Genomic DNA, 13,926 nt, shown 5'->3' with positions numbered 1-13,926 from the left:
CCCGGCCTCTTGCAGTAGTCCGTGCGCCTTGGTCGACCGGCGTGTCGCCAAGCGGACACGCCGACGACTTTCTGAGCCGAGTTATCGCGCAGCGACGCTTACGAAGTGGCGGACATCACACAGCACGACCGGCCCGATACAACCAACAACCCCCGGAGTTCGCTCCGGGGTTGCTTGCGTTCTAGCACGTCTCAGTATCGCCCGACCAGGAATTCCGAGTGCACCCCGAGTTCGGTCAGGCCGTCCAGGATGAACGCCGCCTCGTCGGCGTCCTGGGCTACCCGGTCGAACTCAACGAACCGGATCGTGTCTCCCGGCCGCACTCGCTCAATCAGCTTGGCCCAGTCTTCACGTGGGTCGTCTTCGCTGTAGGCATCGTGAAATACCTCATCGCAGCCGGAGCGCCGAAGCGAGACGGCTTCGACGGTGAGATCCCAGGGATGAGCGGCGCGGGCGTAGCCGTAGATCATGCGTCCGGGGTAGCGACCGCGGCGAGCTCAGCGCGTTGGGTTCTATTGGCCCGATGAGTCCGGGCGAGCGACGACGATCGACTTGTCGTCGTGCCGCTTGGAACGTGGCTGTAACCGTCCGCAGGGGTCGTCCTCTGCTTCCCATTTCTGGCATCGAGCCAGGAGGCGGGCCAAGCTACTGGCGTTCATCTGAGCAACGTCCGCCCACGAAACATTCAGGGGGCCAAGAGGGGTGGACGCGCCATCTGTTGCGAGCACGACCCAGTCGATTTCGTGAAGCCGATAGTTGGCGACGATCGCATGGTCGGCCGCAGAAGGGTCTGCCTCAGCGATCCAGTAGCCGCCCGGCTGATTGCGGTGACCCCGTTGTCGACGCTGCAACGACCGCAGCAAGCTGTAGTGGTGTTCGTCGTACCCACTCCCAGAGGCGAGCCGCGTCCTGTATTGCTCAGACTCCGGCAGATTCAGCTCCGCCATACGTGTGTCAGCGATCAGGTCATGGGAATTGTGTCGTCCAATCACAACCGGCGAGTCGCCAAGTACGAGCACCTCGGTGTTCCCTCTGTTCAGGCGCAGGATCGATACGGTGCTGGAAGGCGCCTGACCCGGCTGAAGGCGAAGCTGTTCCGCCGTTGCCGCGATGGCGTCGGACAGGACTGTCCGAAGATCCTGGCTGCTGTCGAGTCGGCGGTTGAGTTCTTCGGCGAGTACGTCGACGTATGCACTCGCCGACGGCATGTCTGGATCGAACGCGGTTGCTCCATCCAGCAGGACAACACCATTCGCAGCCACCAGCACCCGATCATCACCCGACCGCGTTGGCAGCTGTGCAGTGGAGATGTTCATGCGCGGTCCGAGTAGGGACCGGCGATCAGCCTGGTATCGATGACAGTGAAATCGGTGGTGAACTCGCATTCGACCACGCCGCTGAGGAAGGTCGAAGGCGGCTCGAACACCTCGGGAAGGTGCCGGTCAAGCCAGTGGGCTACTCCAAGCGATCCCACGCTCGTAATGCCAGCGATGTGCACGACGATTCGACCGCCGTCTTGCCGTCGTGAGAAGTATCCGACATCGGTTCGCGTCGTACTGTCGCGACGATACGGCGAGACGTAGTGCTGGTTGGTCCGCGAGTCTGCGATCGACCACCCATCTTCCTCGGTCCGTCGGAAACTAAGGACCGGGTCGTTGGTGAGCAAGAAGCCCGCGATTGGAGCAGACTTCGGCCCACAGATGACGACCGCATCCCCGGTAGGCAGCTCCGCGCAGTCCCGATCGATCGCAAATCGACTACTGGACAACGCAAGTCGCGCGACAGTAGCCTCGATTGCCTCTTGCGTGGCCTGATCATTGGCGTCGAAGAACGGCCGTTCACGGCCCTCTTCGAACCCGAGCCGTCGAGGGATTCCAACAGCGACGGGACCGACACCAAAGAAGGCGCGTTCGGCACGCGGTGCCTCGCTTCGGATCTGGGTGATCCTCCCTTTCGTGATACCGAACCGCTCGGCGATCTCGACGTAGCTCAGCCCGTGGCGGTGGGCTTCCTCGATGGCAGCCTTGCGGAGCCGCGCCAGCTCTGTCACGCGCTGCTGGTACACGACCATCAACTCCGAGGCTCGCTGACCACGGCGGATAGGGTCCGGGTCGTTCCGGACCTGTTCGAAGTCATCCGCAGTCACGGCTCCGAGTTTAGAGGTGCTTGACGCTGTTTTCCGGCAGGCGTAGCCTCAGGTTTACCCCCCCTAAACTTCATGTTTGACAGCTTCGATACTGAGTTTAGGGGGGCTAAACAACAGCCTGTCAGCTACCGCCGTAAGCAGGGGGCTTCAAACACGATGGAACACATACCGAACGAGGACACGCCGCTAACCCGATGTTCTTACTACCGGGAGATGTGCGGACTCCCCGCCAAGATCGACCCACCCACGTTGGGGCGCATCACCTTTCGCGCGGGCAGCATCGGCGCACTGACCATGCCCGCCCCCTTGGGTGACACGGTGCGAATGCACATGCTGTCTCATGGTTCGACAGTCGGCCCGATAATCGCCAACCTCGGATCGAACCGTTGGACGTATCTGATCCGCCCTGATCTGCCCGACACTGATGTTCGGTTGTCGTTCGAGCTGGAGCGCGCCGACGTGACTGTAGTTCGTACCGGATCGATCGTATTACCTTCTCCCACAGCGGAATCCTGGGCGCAACGACGCTGGATACGGCTGCCCCATAACTCGGTCCGGTCGAGCGGGCTACGGGTGGTGGAGGTTGTCCGGGCGTTTGCGTGGATTGATCGAGACTCGCGAACGATGGTGATGCCTCGTGTTCGGTGACATCGCAGGTAAAGCCGTATCGAGGGGGCGGCTGTGAGTGAGTTCGGGCAACTTCGTCAGCGGGTGCTCTCGCTGGCAGGCAAGGCCGGATACGGGCTAGTGCGTCAAAATCACGCACCCTACGGTTGGGAGTTGTTCACAGCAAGTCGTCACAAGCCGGTGGTGTCGGGCACGCTGGCCGAGCTCGACCAGTGGCTGAGGGAGCAGCAAACGCGATGAGTGCCGACCATGCTCACGTGTCTCCGCATCCGGATGAGCCAGACGTACGCCTCGTAGTGACCGTGAACGGTATTCGGATGGACTTCGCGGCCTGCCGCACTGCCGCAGACAGCTTCGTGGCTGAACGCGAAGGCCGACATTACGTCGACGATGTTTACGTAATCCCTGGTACTGCAATGGGATTGAGCCGCTTGCCGAACGAGCGGCTGTACGAGCCATGACCGAGTATGCGGAAGCGCGAGCCGAATTCCTTAGGGCTAAGGACGCTTACAACGCCATGGGTGAGCCGCAGAGCGGCCCCATCGCGGATCGGCTGAAGGAGGCACGGGAGTGGTTCATACGTGCCCAGCGGCCCGAGGTGGATAGCGATGATGACCAGTCTTTGTCATGAACTGCTTGTATCTTCAGCGGTGCAAGCGGTACCGACTACCGACAGGGGAAGCACTATGGGACAAGCTGACGACCAGCTGAGCATGGATCTTGGTGTTGAGCAGACCGAGTGGGGTAAATGGGTCGACCCTGAACGACAGGCGGCGCAAGTGCGGAAGTTTCTCAAACATGCGGGATTGGATCGACTCCCGCCTGATCTGTGGCCGGAGGACTCCCTCGAACTCCAGCAACTGAACGATATTTGCAGGGAACTGTTCCCGGACCCGGACACACCATACCTGCCGGAAAACCAGGACATGACCGACGCATTCGTTTGCTTCCTCGGTGCCTGTTTCGTGAAATACGTGGGTGGCGAATGGGTAGACCATACCGAATACGGTCCCGACCGATCGTTCTATGCTGGCGAAGTAGTTCCGGCACTGCGATACGTGGATTACGACGGCGACGAAGATGACTCCACCGTATTTGATTACATCGATTCGATGATCGACCACAATATCAAATACGGTGACGGCTTCATCCACATCACTGCCGACCTGCGCCGAAAATACTACAATCTGATGTAAATTGCAGGCTCCCGATGAGTGACGGCTACAGCCAAGATCGCGACCAGGTTCCGAACCACGAGCGTGGCAAAAACTTCGAGAGCGGCACCGGCAGATTTTTTCGTGACCGCGAAAACGGTTACACCCCAGGATCGCGCAAATATGAGTTCCGAGACAAGGACGGTCGCACGGAACGGATTCAGTTCGACAAAATCAGGAATGAGCAAGTTCCCGGTCGCACCGATTCGATCGAAGAGAAGTCCGGTCGAATCGAGGGAAGGAAGGATGAGAAGCAGCTTCGAGGCATTCGGGAACTTCTCGACAGGGGCGAGATAAATCATCACATATTGCGTTCGGTTGAGGGTGAGTCGATCTCGAAAGAGTGCCGAGAACTCATCGACGGATTGAAGCGTGACTTTCCTGACCGGTTCACGCACCTAGAAATCTCACGAGCCGATGCCCGCGCGATCTGGGCAATTGGCAGGGACTTAGAGCAGAGTAGACAGCGCGGAAAGGAACCGCAGGGCGTTCAGCTTGAGTTACCGGGTGTCGCCGCGAAAGCACGCGAACAAAAGGGCGTAGATCTTCAAAAACGTCGAGATAAAATAGCAACGATTGCGAAAGCTCGCGAGAAAGCCGTTAGCCTTGAGAAGGTTGGGAAATTCAAGGACGGTGCTGCGAAAGGCCGGGCGGAGAGCCAAGCGAAAGCGGAGCGGGAAGCTCCGGCGCGCGAAGTATCGGATGCCGACCGCGCGAAGGCCGAACGGGAGGCCGCCAGAAAGGCAGCGCTGGAGTTTCCGCCCCCTGGCGAATTAGGCAAGGGGCGAGCTGATTCCAACCAGGTCGTTGAGCGAGCGCAGGGCCGTGAAGTCCCGGAGACCGCGCAGGACCGGGCGTCGCGTGAGGCAGCCGACCGGATCGCACCGGAATTCCTTGCGGTGCTGAGGGGGCAGAACGTCAGCGACACCACTGAACGTGGCGCGCGTGAGGCAGTCGACGCAGCCGGGCGCGAGGCGGCCGACAAGGCTCGCGAAGCAGCTGCACAGCAGCGAGAAGCGGATGCGGCGCGAGCGGCCGAGGCGGTCCGTGAAGCCCGCGAGGCGGCAGCCCAGGAACGCGCAAAAGCGTTGAGAGAGAGCCAAATGCAAGGTATTTCGCCCGAAGTCCAGCGCCTACTTGCCCTAGGCCAAGCACAGGCACCCGAGGCGGCGGTGCGGACTCCGCCTGGACACGCACCCAGCGTCGAACGAGGTGGCAGGGACGGACGAGACGGCCGCGGCATAGAGCGCACCCGTTGATGTCCGCAGCCGAATCATGCTCTTAGCCTCATCAGTTCGTATTCATTTAAGTAGTACATCTACGGTGAATCTACTTGTGACGCAGTGGGTTGCGCGGCGCAGTGGGCCGTGCGTAGGGTCATTGGCCTAACCAAATAGTGAACCCCGGCGGTGCCGGTAACACCCCGGGGTTCGGACCCAAGATAGGGACCTTGGATCATGCTTCAGTCTAGCCGTTTCAGGCTCGCGTCCATCAACGGACGCCATCCCTCTTCTCTCCCTTGCCGACCGCCCGGTCTTCGAGCGTGACGCTCGTTCTTCGGCGCTGAGCCATCGGCTCGCGCAAGGCCCGTGGCCGTGAACACCGGCTGGCCGCGTACCTGAACTTGAAAGGACACTGAGGCGACAGTCCTGGCACCAGTAGCCGCGGACATGCTTACTAGGGACATATAGTCCAATACCTAAGTCCTTCCTTTGCCGGTGGGATTGACCTTGGTTCACCAGACGAACTCATTCCGTCCTGGTCGTGCTGAGGTTTGTCCAACCCCTCTCTCGACCGCTCCGAGAGAGGAAGCCTCAGTGGACCCCTGGGTGTTGATAGGGATCACCTCAATTGCCAGCGGCCTGATCGCACTCGTCACCGCGTGGATTAATCGACGTTATCGTAGCCGGGATTTGAAGCGCGCCCTTAAGAAGGCGAAGCCCAAGGACAAGCCTGAGATAATACGGGCCTTCGGTGAGATGGAGCGGAACAGCCGCCCCGGCTTCCCGGGCTTCCGTCGTCTGGTGATCAAGCGGAGCCCCAGCGATGACAGAGAATCCCGCAGCGAGGCGTAGGTAACTGGAACCTGTTGTCACTCAACCGGTTTAGAACATTCGTGGAAACGTATCCATTCTGTGACAGGTGGATCGATTGCGATCTTGTTGCACTCGTACGTATTCTCGCGTCTGGGATACAGTGCAACAGACTCCAGTCAGGCAGGGTATCCGTCCCTGTTGCGGTGCCGGCACTTTGATGGCCTGACCGCTGGACTCGCCATTGAATGATCCGGCTGGATCGAATGAATTCGATCCAGCCGGCGGAGTCAGTCCTCAAATGCTAGTAAAATGCGGTAATCCCTAAATCGAACTGACAGCAACACTACGAAAATCGGTAAAGCGATTGCAGCTCCGAACTTCCAGTCGCTACCCAGGGAGTCCCAAAATCCCGGGATTGCGTTAATCTGATCCACTCGATCGAATGAGGCCTGGACTCTATTTTTGATTTCGGGGTCGTCAATCGATTGTATTGTAACGCCCTTGACTTGTTCGGCACTGTGATGCCTGGACTTGGACTCGGACTCTGCTGTGACAACTGCGGCTATGGTCAGCAGTACAAAGGCGGCTCCGGAGATTAGAGTTAGGTAGCCTCTTGTTCTGCTCCATCGGCGTTCCCGGACTCGTTGCTCTTCTGCGCCCCATAGATCAGTATCGGCCAATCTGTTCTTCTCGACGATGACATCGGGCTCGCCGTCTGTAAGCAGTCGGATTGTGTACTTTCTGTTTCGCACTAGAAGTGCCGGTTCTATCAGGACATGGTTCTGATCGTGGGTTGTTTCGAGGCTGACTTGGTCCGTCTGAAGAACGGCCACTATCGGAGTGCTGACTTCAACGGCCAGCGGCCTGTCGAGCTCGAAATCTCCGGCCCTGATATCCTGCCGACCTGTATTGGTCAGATTAATATTAACAATGAATGGATCCGTGACCTCGGCATCGGCGTATGTGACGGATATTTGATCGGGAAGTGTCGGTACCTTCTCGGCAATAAGCTTTGACATCCCAATGTCGACAATAAGGCGTTTGCGGCGCTTGTTGTACCAGAAAACGTAGCAAGCCACCGCGACGCCGATTGCGCCTACCAAGGGGCTCGCTATCGCGAGGATCTGCATTGGGCAGATTCTTCCGCATCACGGGCGAGGTAGGTAGAAAACGGTATATCTGAACGGCCGTCCAATTGTGGGTGATCGTGTCGAAGGTGATACCGGATCGGTGAAAGCTGGTGGCCCGCGTAGAGAGTTCGGCACCCGACTTCTGCCAAGCCGACGCACCGGACGTTCTCGAATATGAATCGCGGACAGGCGATAAGGGAATCGTCGACCTGGGTTTCTCGCAGGCTGCCCACTCAAGAAGATGGACGGAGTTCCGTCGTGCCGGACCTCCGTCATCTCGCAGAAGCGCCGGGAGCCAAAACCCCCGGCGTCGGCCGCCGCTGCGACGTGTGAATGAGACAGCGACGGCATGAAAGATATCACCGCACGACCGGCAGCCCCCGCAGAGCTCAGCTCTTGTGAGGTCGTCCAGGGGTTACCGGCCGGGCGCAGCTAAGCCGGAACAAGCTCCAGTTCGGTGACGTCGAACCCCGCAACGGCCGGTTCGACTGCTTCAACAGCGGACACGTCGGCCTGATCCCGCATCAGCATCGTCAGGTGAGTAACCGCGAGCAACACGAACGGCGGCACAGCCGAGATGCCGACCGCCACCCACGAGCCGGAGAATCCGAAGCTCTCGCCCAACCCGAACGCGTTCAAGCTGGAATCTGAGTGGGGCGACTTGTCCATCGGCGAAGCCGCGAACCCCGCTGACATCAATGACTATCTGGATGAGTGGCCGAAACCGCCTGGAGCACTGCCCTCCTGCACCATCAGGTGTTGTCGGCTACGTTCAAGCTCGCCGTACTCGGCCGAGCGATCGACGCCAAGCTAAATCCGATGCCCTATGTGCCCGCTCCGAGCCCTGTACGGGCCATACCCAGGCCGTTGGACCCTCAGGTGCAGAAGGGCGTTCTGCGGCGCATCGAGACGTGGTTGTGCCACGAACGCGGCGAGAGCCAGTACGCGCGGTTGCTCTATCTGCTGTTGCTCGGTACGGGTCTGCGACCGGGCGAAGGGCTCGCGACCCGGTGGTGTGATCTCACGCGAGAAGTGATCAACGGCGTGGAGAAGACCGTGCTGTACGTCGGCGCGACTGTCGCCTACCGAGGCGGAACTACGGTCTGCAAGGAAGGGCGCAAGGCAGGCAACCCGTACCGGGTAGTTCTCCCGAACTGGCTAGGGGATGAACTGTGGGCCGAGAAGGCCAGAGTAAATCCGGCCTCCGACGAGTTGCCGATTTTTCGGGGGCCGCGTTCGGACAGTTGGGTCAGCACTGCGGTAGCGCGGGTCACTGTTCAGGCTATGCGCGCTGGTAGCGACTACAGCGAGTTCAGATGGTCGGACCTGCGCGATACGGTGGCAACGCACATAGCGACAGAGACCGAAGACGACGCACGAGCAAGCGCCCAGCTGGGGCACGCGAACGGAGCCAAGTCCATGGCACAGCAGCACTACATCCACCAGGGCATCCGCCGCATGGTGGCCGTGGACAACTCCAACGTTTTGGAGCTGCTGAACCCGTTCAAAACTGGAACAAAACTGGAATCTGCCGCCTGACCAGAGGGGCGCAACGCCCTGAACTGCGAGGATGGAACCAAATTGCGCATTGGAGCACACGTCCGGCTCGACAGCGACCCGATCGGCTTCGGTGAGAAGCTCGGCGCCGATGTCATCCAGATGTTCGTCGTCGACCCACAGAGCTGGGACAAGCCGGCGCCGCACCCGCGGGCCGATGAGATCCTGGCAAGCTCGATCGACCTGGTGGTGCACTCGTCCTATCAGATCAATGTGGCGAGCCTGAACAATCGGCTACGGATGCCGTCGCGCAATGCGGTAGCCCAGCAGGCAAAGGCCGCAGCCGATCTCGGCGCGTTCGGCTTGGTCGTGCACGGCGGGCACGTGCGCTCCGACGCCGAGCTGGACACGGGAATCGACAACTGGCGCAAGCTGTTCGAGCGTCAGCAGGACAAGGGCGGCTTCGCCGTGCCGATCCTGATCGAGAACACCGCAGGCGGCAATCACGCCATGGCTCGGCATTTCGACTCGATCGCGCGATTGTGGGATGCCGTAGGCGATTTCGGCGCGGGATTCTGCCTGGACACCTGTCACGCGTGGGCGGGCGGCGAGGAACTGATCGGTGTCGTCGACCGAATCAAGGCGATCACCGGCCGAATCGACCTGGTGCACTTGAACTCCTCCCGCGACGAGTTCAATTCCGGCGCGGACCGGCACGCGAATTTTGCCGACGGGACGATCGATCCGCAGTTGCTCGCGGAGGTCTGCAAGACCGCGGATGCGCCGGTGATTTTGGAGACGCCTGCCGAAGGGGTTGCCGACGATATGGCGTACCTGCGGGAGCATCTCGGCTGAGGTTGGTCAGGGGCTGGGCGGTGTGCGCCGAACGGGTGGTTTGGTGGCGGTGTCGGATGTTCTGTTGATTCAGTGGAAGATCGACGCCACTGCTCGCAAGAACAGCACGGACAACAGAAGCACCGGTATGCCCAGCGAGATCGCGACGCTGAAGCTCGCGATGATGAACGCGGCGACGGCAGGTCGTGATCTGTGCTCAGTGTGGTGGGCGCGGATCGCCGCCCAGGCGAGTGTGAGCGCCAAGGAACCAGGGATGGCGGGGAACAAGTAGTAGATCAGCGCACCATTGAGGTTGGGGTATTCGAACGGGCTGGCGACGAGGTAGGTGGCGACGACCAGCAGCGCCGCAACGCATGCGGACGTCAAGGCCGTATAGGCCCGCCAGTCGGTCTGGTGCGTTGGTCGCGCCACCGAATGGTCGTGAGACGCAGGAGTGTTCACCTGCTGATGACAACAGGCGTCGAACAGTGCTGTACACCCCAGAGTTCCAGGGTCCTTGCCGTTCGAATTGTCTCGTAGGTCCGCACCCATTGCTGAATTTCCCGGTGACGTCCCCCTCGGGAAGTCACGGCTCCACAAGTGGAACATGGTGGAGGCTTCTGCGGCGTGTCGCTGTCCCGCTCGCGGGGCCGTTCCTCAGCGAACGGGACACGACCGAGTCCCCGAGCGCGGCCGGTGCGATGGTGGCGCCCTCGGATGGTGCTGCTACACAGCTGCGTTCATTGGTTGAGGACATCAGCGCCGAAGTGCATCCGCACTCTTCTGTGCATCCGCACTGGTTCCGGGGGCCCAGAACGGGTGCGGATGCACACAGGGGGTGCGGCTGGTGGGGTGGGTGGTTGGGATCAGGGCGACGGAAAGGCTGGTGGGGGTGGCGGATTCGGTGTGTGGTGAGGGTGCAGCACAGAATCTCGACAGCGAAGGTGAGCTCATGACGGTCGCATCGGCACTCGGCACGGTTTCGGTGACCAAACTCGGCGCGCGGATCGGCGCCCAGGTCGGCAATGTCCGGCTCGGCGGCGATCTGGACGGGTCGACGGTCGAGGCGATTCGGCAAGCGCTGGTGGCGCACAAGGTGATCTTCTTCCGCGGCCAGGATCACCTGGACGAGGACGGGCAGTATGCGTTCGCGCAGCTGCTCGGCAGCCCGACCACACCACACCCGACGGTCACCTCGCACGGGGTGAAGAGCCTGGCCATCGATTCCGAGCACGGCAAGGCCAACAGCTGGCACACCGATGTCACGTTCGTCGATCGGGTGCCGAAGGCGTCGATCCTGCGGGCGGTGCACCTGCCGACCTACGGCGGATCGACGACGTGGGCCTCCACCGTCGCCGCCTACGAGTCGCTGCCGGAGCCACTCAAGCGGCTCGCCGAGAGCCTGCGCGCGGTGCACACCAACGTCTACGACTACGCCGACCGCACGGTCGAGCCGCTGCGGCCGAAGACCGAGGCGTATCGGGCCGAGTTCGAGTCGAGCTACTTCGAGACCGAGCATCCGGTGGTCCGGGTGCATCCGGAGTCCGGCGAGCGCGCGCTGCTGCTCGGGCATTTCGTCAAGCATTTCGTCGGACTGTCCTCCACCGAATCCCAGGCGCTGTTCCGGCTGTTCCAGGACCGGGTGACTCGCCTGGAGAACACGGTTCGCTGGAATTGGTCGCCCGGTGACGTCGCGATCTGGGACAACCGCGCGACTCAGCACTACGCCATCGACGACTACGACGACCAACCGCGCAAGCTGACCCGCATCACGCTGGCCGGCGATATCCCGGTCGGCGTCGACGGCGCCGCGAGCATCGTGCACACCGGCAACGCCGAGCACTATTCGATCGTCGAGGAACCGGTCCGGCTTGCCTCATGAACGGCATTTGCGCGGTTTCCCCGCAGCGCCCGCCGCGGTCGCGGCGGCGTGCGGTTGCACCGCGGCACCCGGCGAACGGTATACGTTGATCGGGTGAGCGAAGCGATCCCGGATACTGGTGCGATGAGTATTCGGCCGTTGGACGGTGTCCGCGTCCTGGAGCTGGGCAATTACATTGCCGCGCCGACTGCGGGGCGCATTCTCGGCGACTTCGGCGCCGAGGTGATCAAGGTGGAGCGGCCGCAGGCGGGCGACGAACTGCGCAACTGGCGGCTGTACGGCGGCGACACCTCGATGCTGTACCGGACCGTCAATCGGAACAAGAAGTCGATCACCCTCGACCTACGCACCGAGGCGGGCCGCGGCGTCGTGCTCGACCTGATCCGGCGCTGCGATGTGCTGCTGGAGAATTTTCGCCCGGGAATGCTGGAGAAGTGGGGGCTCGGGCCCGAGGTGCTCAACGAGGTCAACCCCGACCTGGTGATCACCAGAATCTCCGGCTACGGGCAGACCGGTCCGCACGCGTCGCGGCCAGGCTTCGCCGCGGTCGCCGAGGCGGTCGGCGGTCTGCGCGAGTTGATGGGTGACCCGGACCGGCCGCCGGTGCGGACCGGGGTGTCCATCGGCGACTCGATCGCGGGCGTCTATGCCGCCTTCGGCACCGTGATGGCGCTGTTCCAGCGCGAGCGCAAGCCCGCGGGACAGGCGCCGATTCCGTTGCGGGAGCGCATTATCGACGTCGCGCTCAACGAGACGATCCTGTCGGTGATGGAATCGCTGGTGCCGGACTATCTCGCCTACGGCATCAACCGCGAGCGCGTCGGCGGGCTGGTGGAGGGCATCGCGCCGAGCAACGCCTACCCGTGCAGCGACGGCGTCAGCATCATCATCGGCGGCAACGGCGACGCCATCTTCCAGCGCTACATGCAGGTGATCGGCCGCCCCGATCTGGCGGCCGACCCGGACCTGCACGACAACGCGGGCCGCTGGCGTCAGCACGAGCGCCTGGACGCGGCGATCGCCGAGTGGACCGTGCAGCACACCCGCGCCGAGGCATTGAAACTGCTCGAAGCGGCCGGTATCCCGTGCGGTCCGATCTATACTGCCGCCGACATCGTCGACGACGAGCAGTACAAGGCGCGCAACATGATTCAGCCCTTCTCGGTGGACGTCGGTGCGGCGGAACCGAAAACGGTCGGTTTTCCAGGCATCGTCCCGGTGATCGGCGAACAATCCCTGCCTATCCGCAATGTTGGCCCCGACCTCGGCGAGCACACCCGCGAGGTGCTGTCGGGCCTGCTCGGCATGAGCGATGCCGAGATCGATGCCCTTCAGGAGGCTTCATGATGCATCGGCACTCCCGCACGACACCGGAGGCTTCATGAGTTACAGGCGAGAAGACCGGCGACGGCCACCGGGGCGGGGTGCCCGCGATGTGCGCTCGCCGGGGTTCACCAGGCCGACGGTGCATCCGAACCCGGCGGGCGTGCACGAAAAGCCTTGGGGCGGCGTGATGTGCGCGCCGCGGCAGGAGCGAGACGAGCGGTGACCACCGCGATCCTGCGCGATGTGACGCTGCGAGATGGCTTGCAGCTCACCGGAAAAGTGCTGCCGGTCGAGCGCAAGGTGGACATGGTCCGGCGGCTGCTCGCGCTCGGTGTGCCCGCGCTGGAGATCGGTTCGATGGCCAGGCCCGATCTGGTCCCGCCCATGGCGAACACGATGGAGCTCATCGGCGCGCTGAGTCCCGAAGAGCTGCAACGCTGTTGGGTGTGGGTGGCGACGCCGCGCCATGTCGAGAAGGCGGCCGCCGCTGGCGTTCGGCACTTCCAGTACTGCTTTTCGGTGTCGGATGCGCACAACAAGGCCAATATCGGGCGCACCACCGAGGACAGCGTGGCCGCCATGCCGGACGCGGTGCGCCTTGCCGAGGCGGCGGGTGGCTCGATCCAGCTGTGCCTGGCCACCAGCTTCACCTGCCCGTTCGATGGGCCCGTCGATCCGGAGCGGGTGCTCGCGATCGCGAACGATCCGCGCACCGAGGGCGCGGGGGACATCGTGCTCGCCGATACGCTCGGCCAGGCCAATCCGGCGGAGGTCGCCGCGCTGGTCTCGGCCGTTCGCACTCGAACTCCGCAGCGCCGCATCGTCTTTCACGGCCACGACACCTGGGGGATGGGTGTCGCCAACACCCTTGCCGCGATCGAGGCGGGCGCGACGATGGTCGACGGTGCGCTCGGCGGCCTCGGTGGCTGCCCCTTCGCGCCCGGCGCCAGCGGCAATACCGCCAGCGAGGACATCCTGTTCGCCACCCGGCCGGAATGGTTCACCCCAGCTACCCTTGCCGCGCTCGTCGACCTTGCCGAGGATCTGCTCGCCGATCTCGGCGAACCCAATCGTTCTCGCGCTGCGGAAGGTGCACGCTCCAAGGCGGAAGCTTTCAGATGGGTTGTTGCACAGCGGGCACGGTAAACATCCAGACAGCTTTTCGAAGTTCGACGTATGTCGCAATTCGGTCCAATACAGGTCGGCTGTGGAATTTGCAATCTCTGATGATGTG

At 62.2% G+C, this 13,926-nt stretch carries 17 protein-coding genes; 11 read left to right on the top strand and 6 right to left on the bottom strand.

Translation table 11 applies throughout. From position 1 onward, the window contains the following. Nucleotides 1-191: 191 nt before the first annotated feature. Genes ACGFNJ_RS08680 through ACGFNJ_RS08670 form a run of 3 tightly spaced genes read right to left on the bottom strand, consistent with a single transcriptional unit; the run spans nt 192 to nt 2,146 of the window. On the bottom strand, nt 192-470 hold the full coding sequence (locus ACGFNJ_RS08680) for a hypothetical protein (RefSeq protein WP_393444986.1): 279 nt from the start codon (nt 468-470) through the stop codon (nt 192-194). Nucleotides 471-512: 42 nt separating this feature from the next. After that, entirely contained in the window at nt 513-1,316 is an 804-nt protein-coding gene (locus ACGFNJ_RS08675; protein ID WP_393444984.1) for a PP2C family serine/threonine-protein phosphatase, read from the bottom strand. Continuing rightward, nucleotides 1,313-2,146, bottom strand: coding sequence for a sigma-70 family RNA polymerase sigma factor (locus ACGFNJ_RS08670; protein ID WP_393444982.1), 834 nt, complete (start codon nt 2,144-2,146; stop codon nt 1,313-1,315). The genes ACGFNJ_RS08675 and ACGFNJ_RS08670 overlap by 4 nt, the downstream gene beginning before the upstream one ends. Before the next feature lie 72 nt (nt 2,147-2,218). Between ACGFNJ_RS08670 and ACGFNJ_RS08665 the strand changes: the two genes are divergently transcribed. The 5 genes from ACGFNJ_RS08665 to ACGFNJ_RS08645 all read left to right on the top strand — a co-directional run bounded on the left by ACGFNJ_RS08665 (nt 2,219) and on the right by ACGFNJ_RS08645 (nt 6,062). Then, nucleotides 2,219-2,794 (top strand): DNA-directed RNA polymerase subunit beta, encoded by a 576-nt coding sequence (locus tag ACGFNJ_RS08665; RefSeq protein WP_393444980.1) that lies wholly within the window; start codon nt 2,219-2,221, stop codon nt 2,792-2,794. A 33-nt stretch (nt 2,795-2,827) separates the two neighbouring features. Beyond that, nucleotides 2,828-3,013: a hypothetical protein gene (locus ACGFNJ_RS08660; RefSeq protein ID WP_393444978.1), complete on the top strand. Its 186-nt coding sequence runs from the start codon at nt 2,828-2,830 to the stop codon at nt 3,011-3,013. A gap of 368 nt (nt 3,014-3,381) precedes the next feature. Beyond that, a complete protein-coding gene (locus ACGFNJ_RS08655; protein WP_393444976.1) occupies nt 3,382-3,969 on the top strand; it encodes a hypothetical protein in 588 nt (195 codons plus the stop codon). 14 nt (nt 3,970-3,983) lie between these two features. Next, the gene (locus tag ACGFNJ_RS08650; protein WP_393444974.1) at nt 3,984-5,246 is read left to right on the top strand and encodes a hypothetical protein; all 1,263 of its coding nucleotides are present in this window, start codon (nt 3,984-3,986) and stop codon (nt 5,244-5,246) included. Nucleotides 5,247-5,804: 558 nt separating this feature from the next. After that, the gene (locus ACGFNJ_RS08645) at nt 5,805-6,062 is read left to right on the top strand and encodes a hypothetical protein (RefSeq protein WP_393444972.1); all 258 of its coding nucleotides are present in this window, start codon (nt 5,805-5,807) and stop codon (nt 6,060-6,062) included. Nucleotides 6,063-6,310: 248 nt separating this feature from the next. Here ACGFNJ_RS08645 and ACGFNJ_RS08640 read toward each other — a convergent pair whose 3' ends face one another. Then, a complete protein-coding gene (locus ACGFNJ_RS08640) occupies nt 6,311-7,153 on the bottom strand; it encodes a hypothetical protein (protein ID WP_393444970.1) in 843 nt (280 codons plus the stop codon). Nucleotides 7,154-7,585: 432 nt separating this feature from the next. Continuing rightward, on the bottom strand, nt 7,586-7,792 hold the full coding sequence (locus ACGFNJ_RS08635) for a hypothetical protein (RefSeq protein WP_393444968.1): 207 nt from the start codon (nt 7,790-7,792) through the stop codon (nt 7,586-7,588). 75 nt (nt 7,793-7,867) lie between these two features. Between ACGFNJ_RS08635 and ACGFNJ_RS08630 the strand changes: the two genes are divergently transcribed. Next, the gene (locus ACGFNJ_RS08630; protein WP_393444966.1) at nt 7,868-8,692 is read left to right on the top strand and encodes a hypothetical protein; all 825 of its coding nucleotides are present in this window, start codon (nt 7,868-7,870) and stop codon (nt 8,690-8,692) included. 42 nt (nt 8,693-8,734) lie between these two features. Beyond that, entirely contained in the window at nt 8,735-9,505 is a 771-nt protein-coding gene (locus tag ACGFNJ_RS08625) for a deoxyribonuclease IV (RefSeq protein WP_393444964.1), read from the top strand. A 69-nt stretch (nt 9,506-9,574) separates the two neighbouring features. Here ACGFNJ_RS08625 and ACGFNJ_RS08620 read toward each other — a convergent pair whose 3' ends face one another. After that, entirely contained in the window at nt 9,575-9,916 is a 342-nt protein-coding gene (locus tag ACGFNJ_RS08620; RefSeq protein WP_393444962.1) for a hypothetical protein, read from the bottom strand. Nucleotides 9,917-10,436: 520 nt separating this feature from the next. Between ACGFNJ_RS08620 and ACGFNJ_RS08615 the strand changes: the two genes are divergently transcribed. The 4 genes from ACGFNJ_RS08615 to ACGFNJ_RS08600 all read left to right on the top strand — a co-directional run bounded on the left by ACGFNJ_RS08615 (nt 10,437) and on the right by ACGFNJ_RS08600 (nt 13,838). After that, nucleotides 10,437-11,366 carry a TauD/TfdA dioxygenase family protein gene (locus tag ACGFNJ_RS08615; protein ID WP_393444960.1) on the top strand — a complete coding sequence of 310 codons (930 nt, stop codon included), beginning with the start codon at nt 10,437-10,439 and terminating at the stop codon, nt 11,364-11,366. Between the two features lie 123 nt (nt 11,367-11,489). Continuing rightward, on the top strand, nt 11,490-12,713 hold the full coding sequence (locus ACGFNJ_RS08610; protein ID WP_393444958.1) for a CaiB/BaiF CoA transferase family protein: 1,224 nt from the start codon (nt 11,490-11,492) through the stop codon (nt 12,711-12,713). 34 nt (nt 12,714-12,747) lie between these two features. Beyond that, nucleotides 12,748-12,915 carry a hypothetical protein gene (locus ACGFNJ_RS08605; RefSeq protein WP_393444956.1) on the top strand — a complete coding sequence of 56 codons (168 nt, stop codon included), beginning with the start codon at nt 12,748-12,750 and terminating at the stop codon, nt 12,913-12,915. Then, a complete protein-coding gene (locus ACGFNJ_RS08600) occupies nt 12,912-13,838 on the top strand; it encodes a hydroxymethylglutaryl-CoA lyase (RefSeq protein WP_393444954.1) in 927 nt (308 codons plus the stop codon). Before ACGFNJ_RS08605 ends, ACGFNJ_RS08600 begins: the two co-directional genes overlap by 4 nt. Nucleotides 13,839-13,926 lie beyond the last annotated feature (88 nt).

Origin of the sequence: Nocardia sp. NPDC049149, from assembly GCF_043197455.1 — a bacterium.
Lineage (GTDB): Bacteria > Actinomycetota > Actinomycetes > Mycobacteriales > Mycobacteriaceae > Nocardia.
This window is presented reverse-complemented; position numbering and strand designations above follow the sequence as displayed.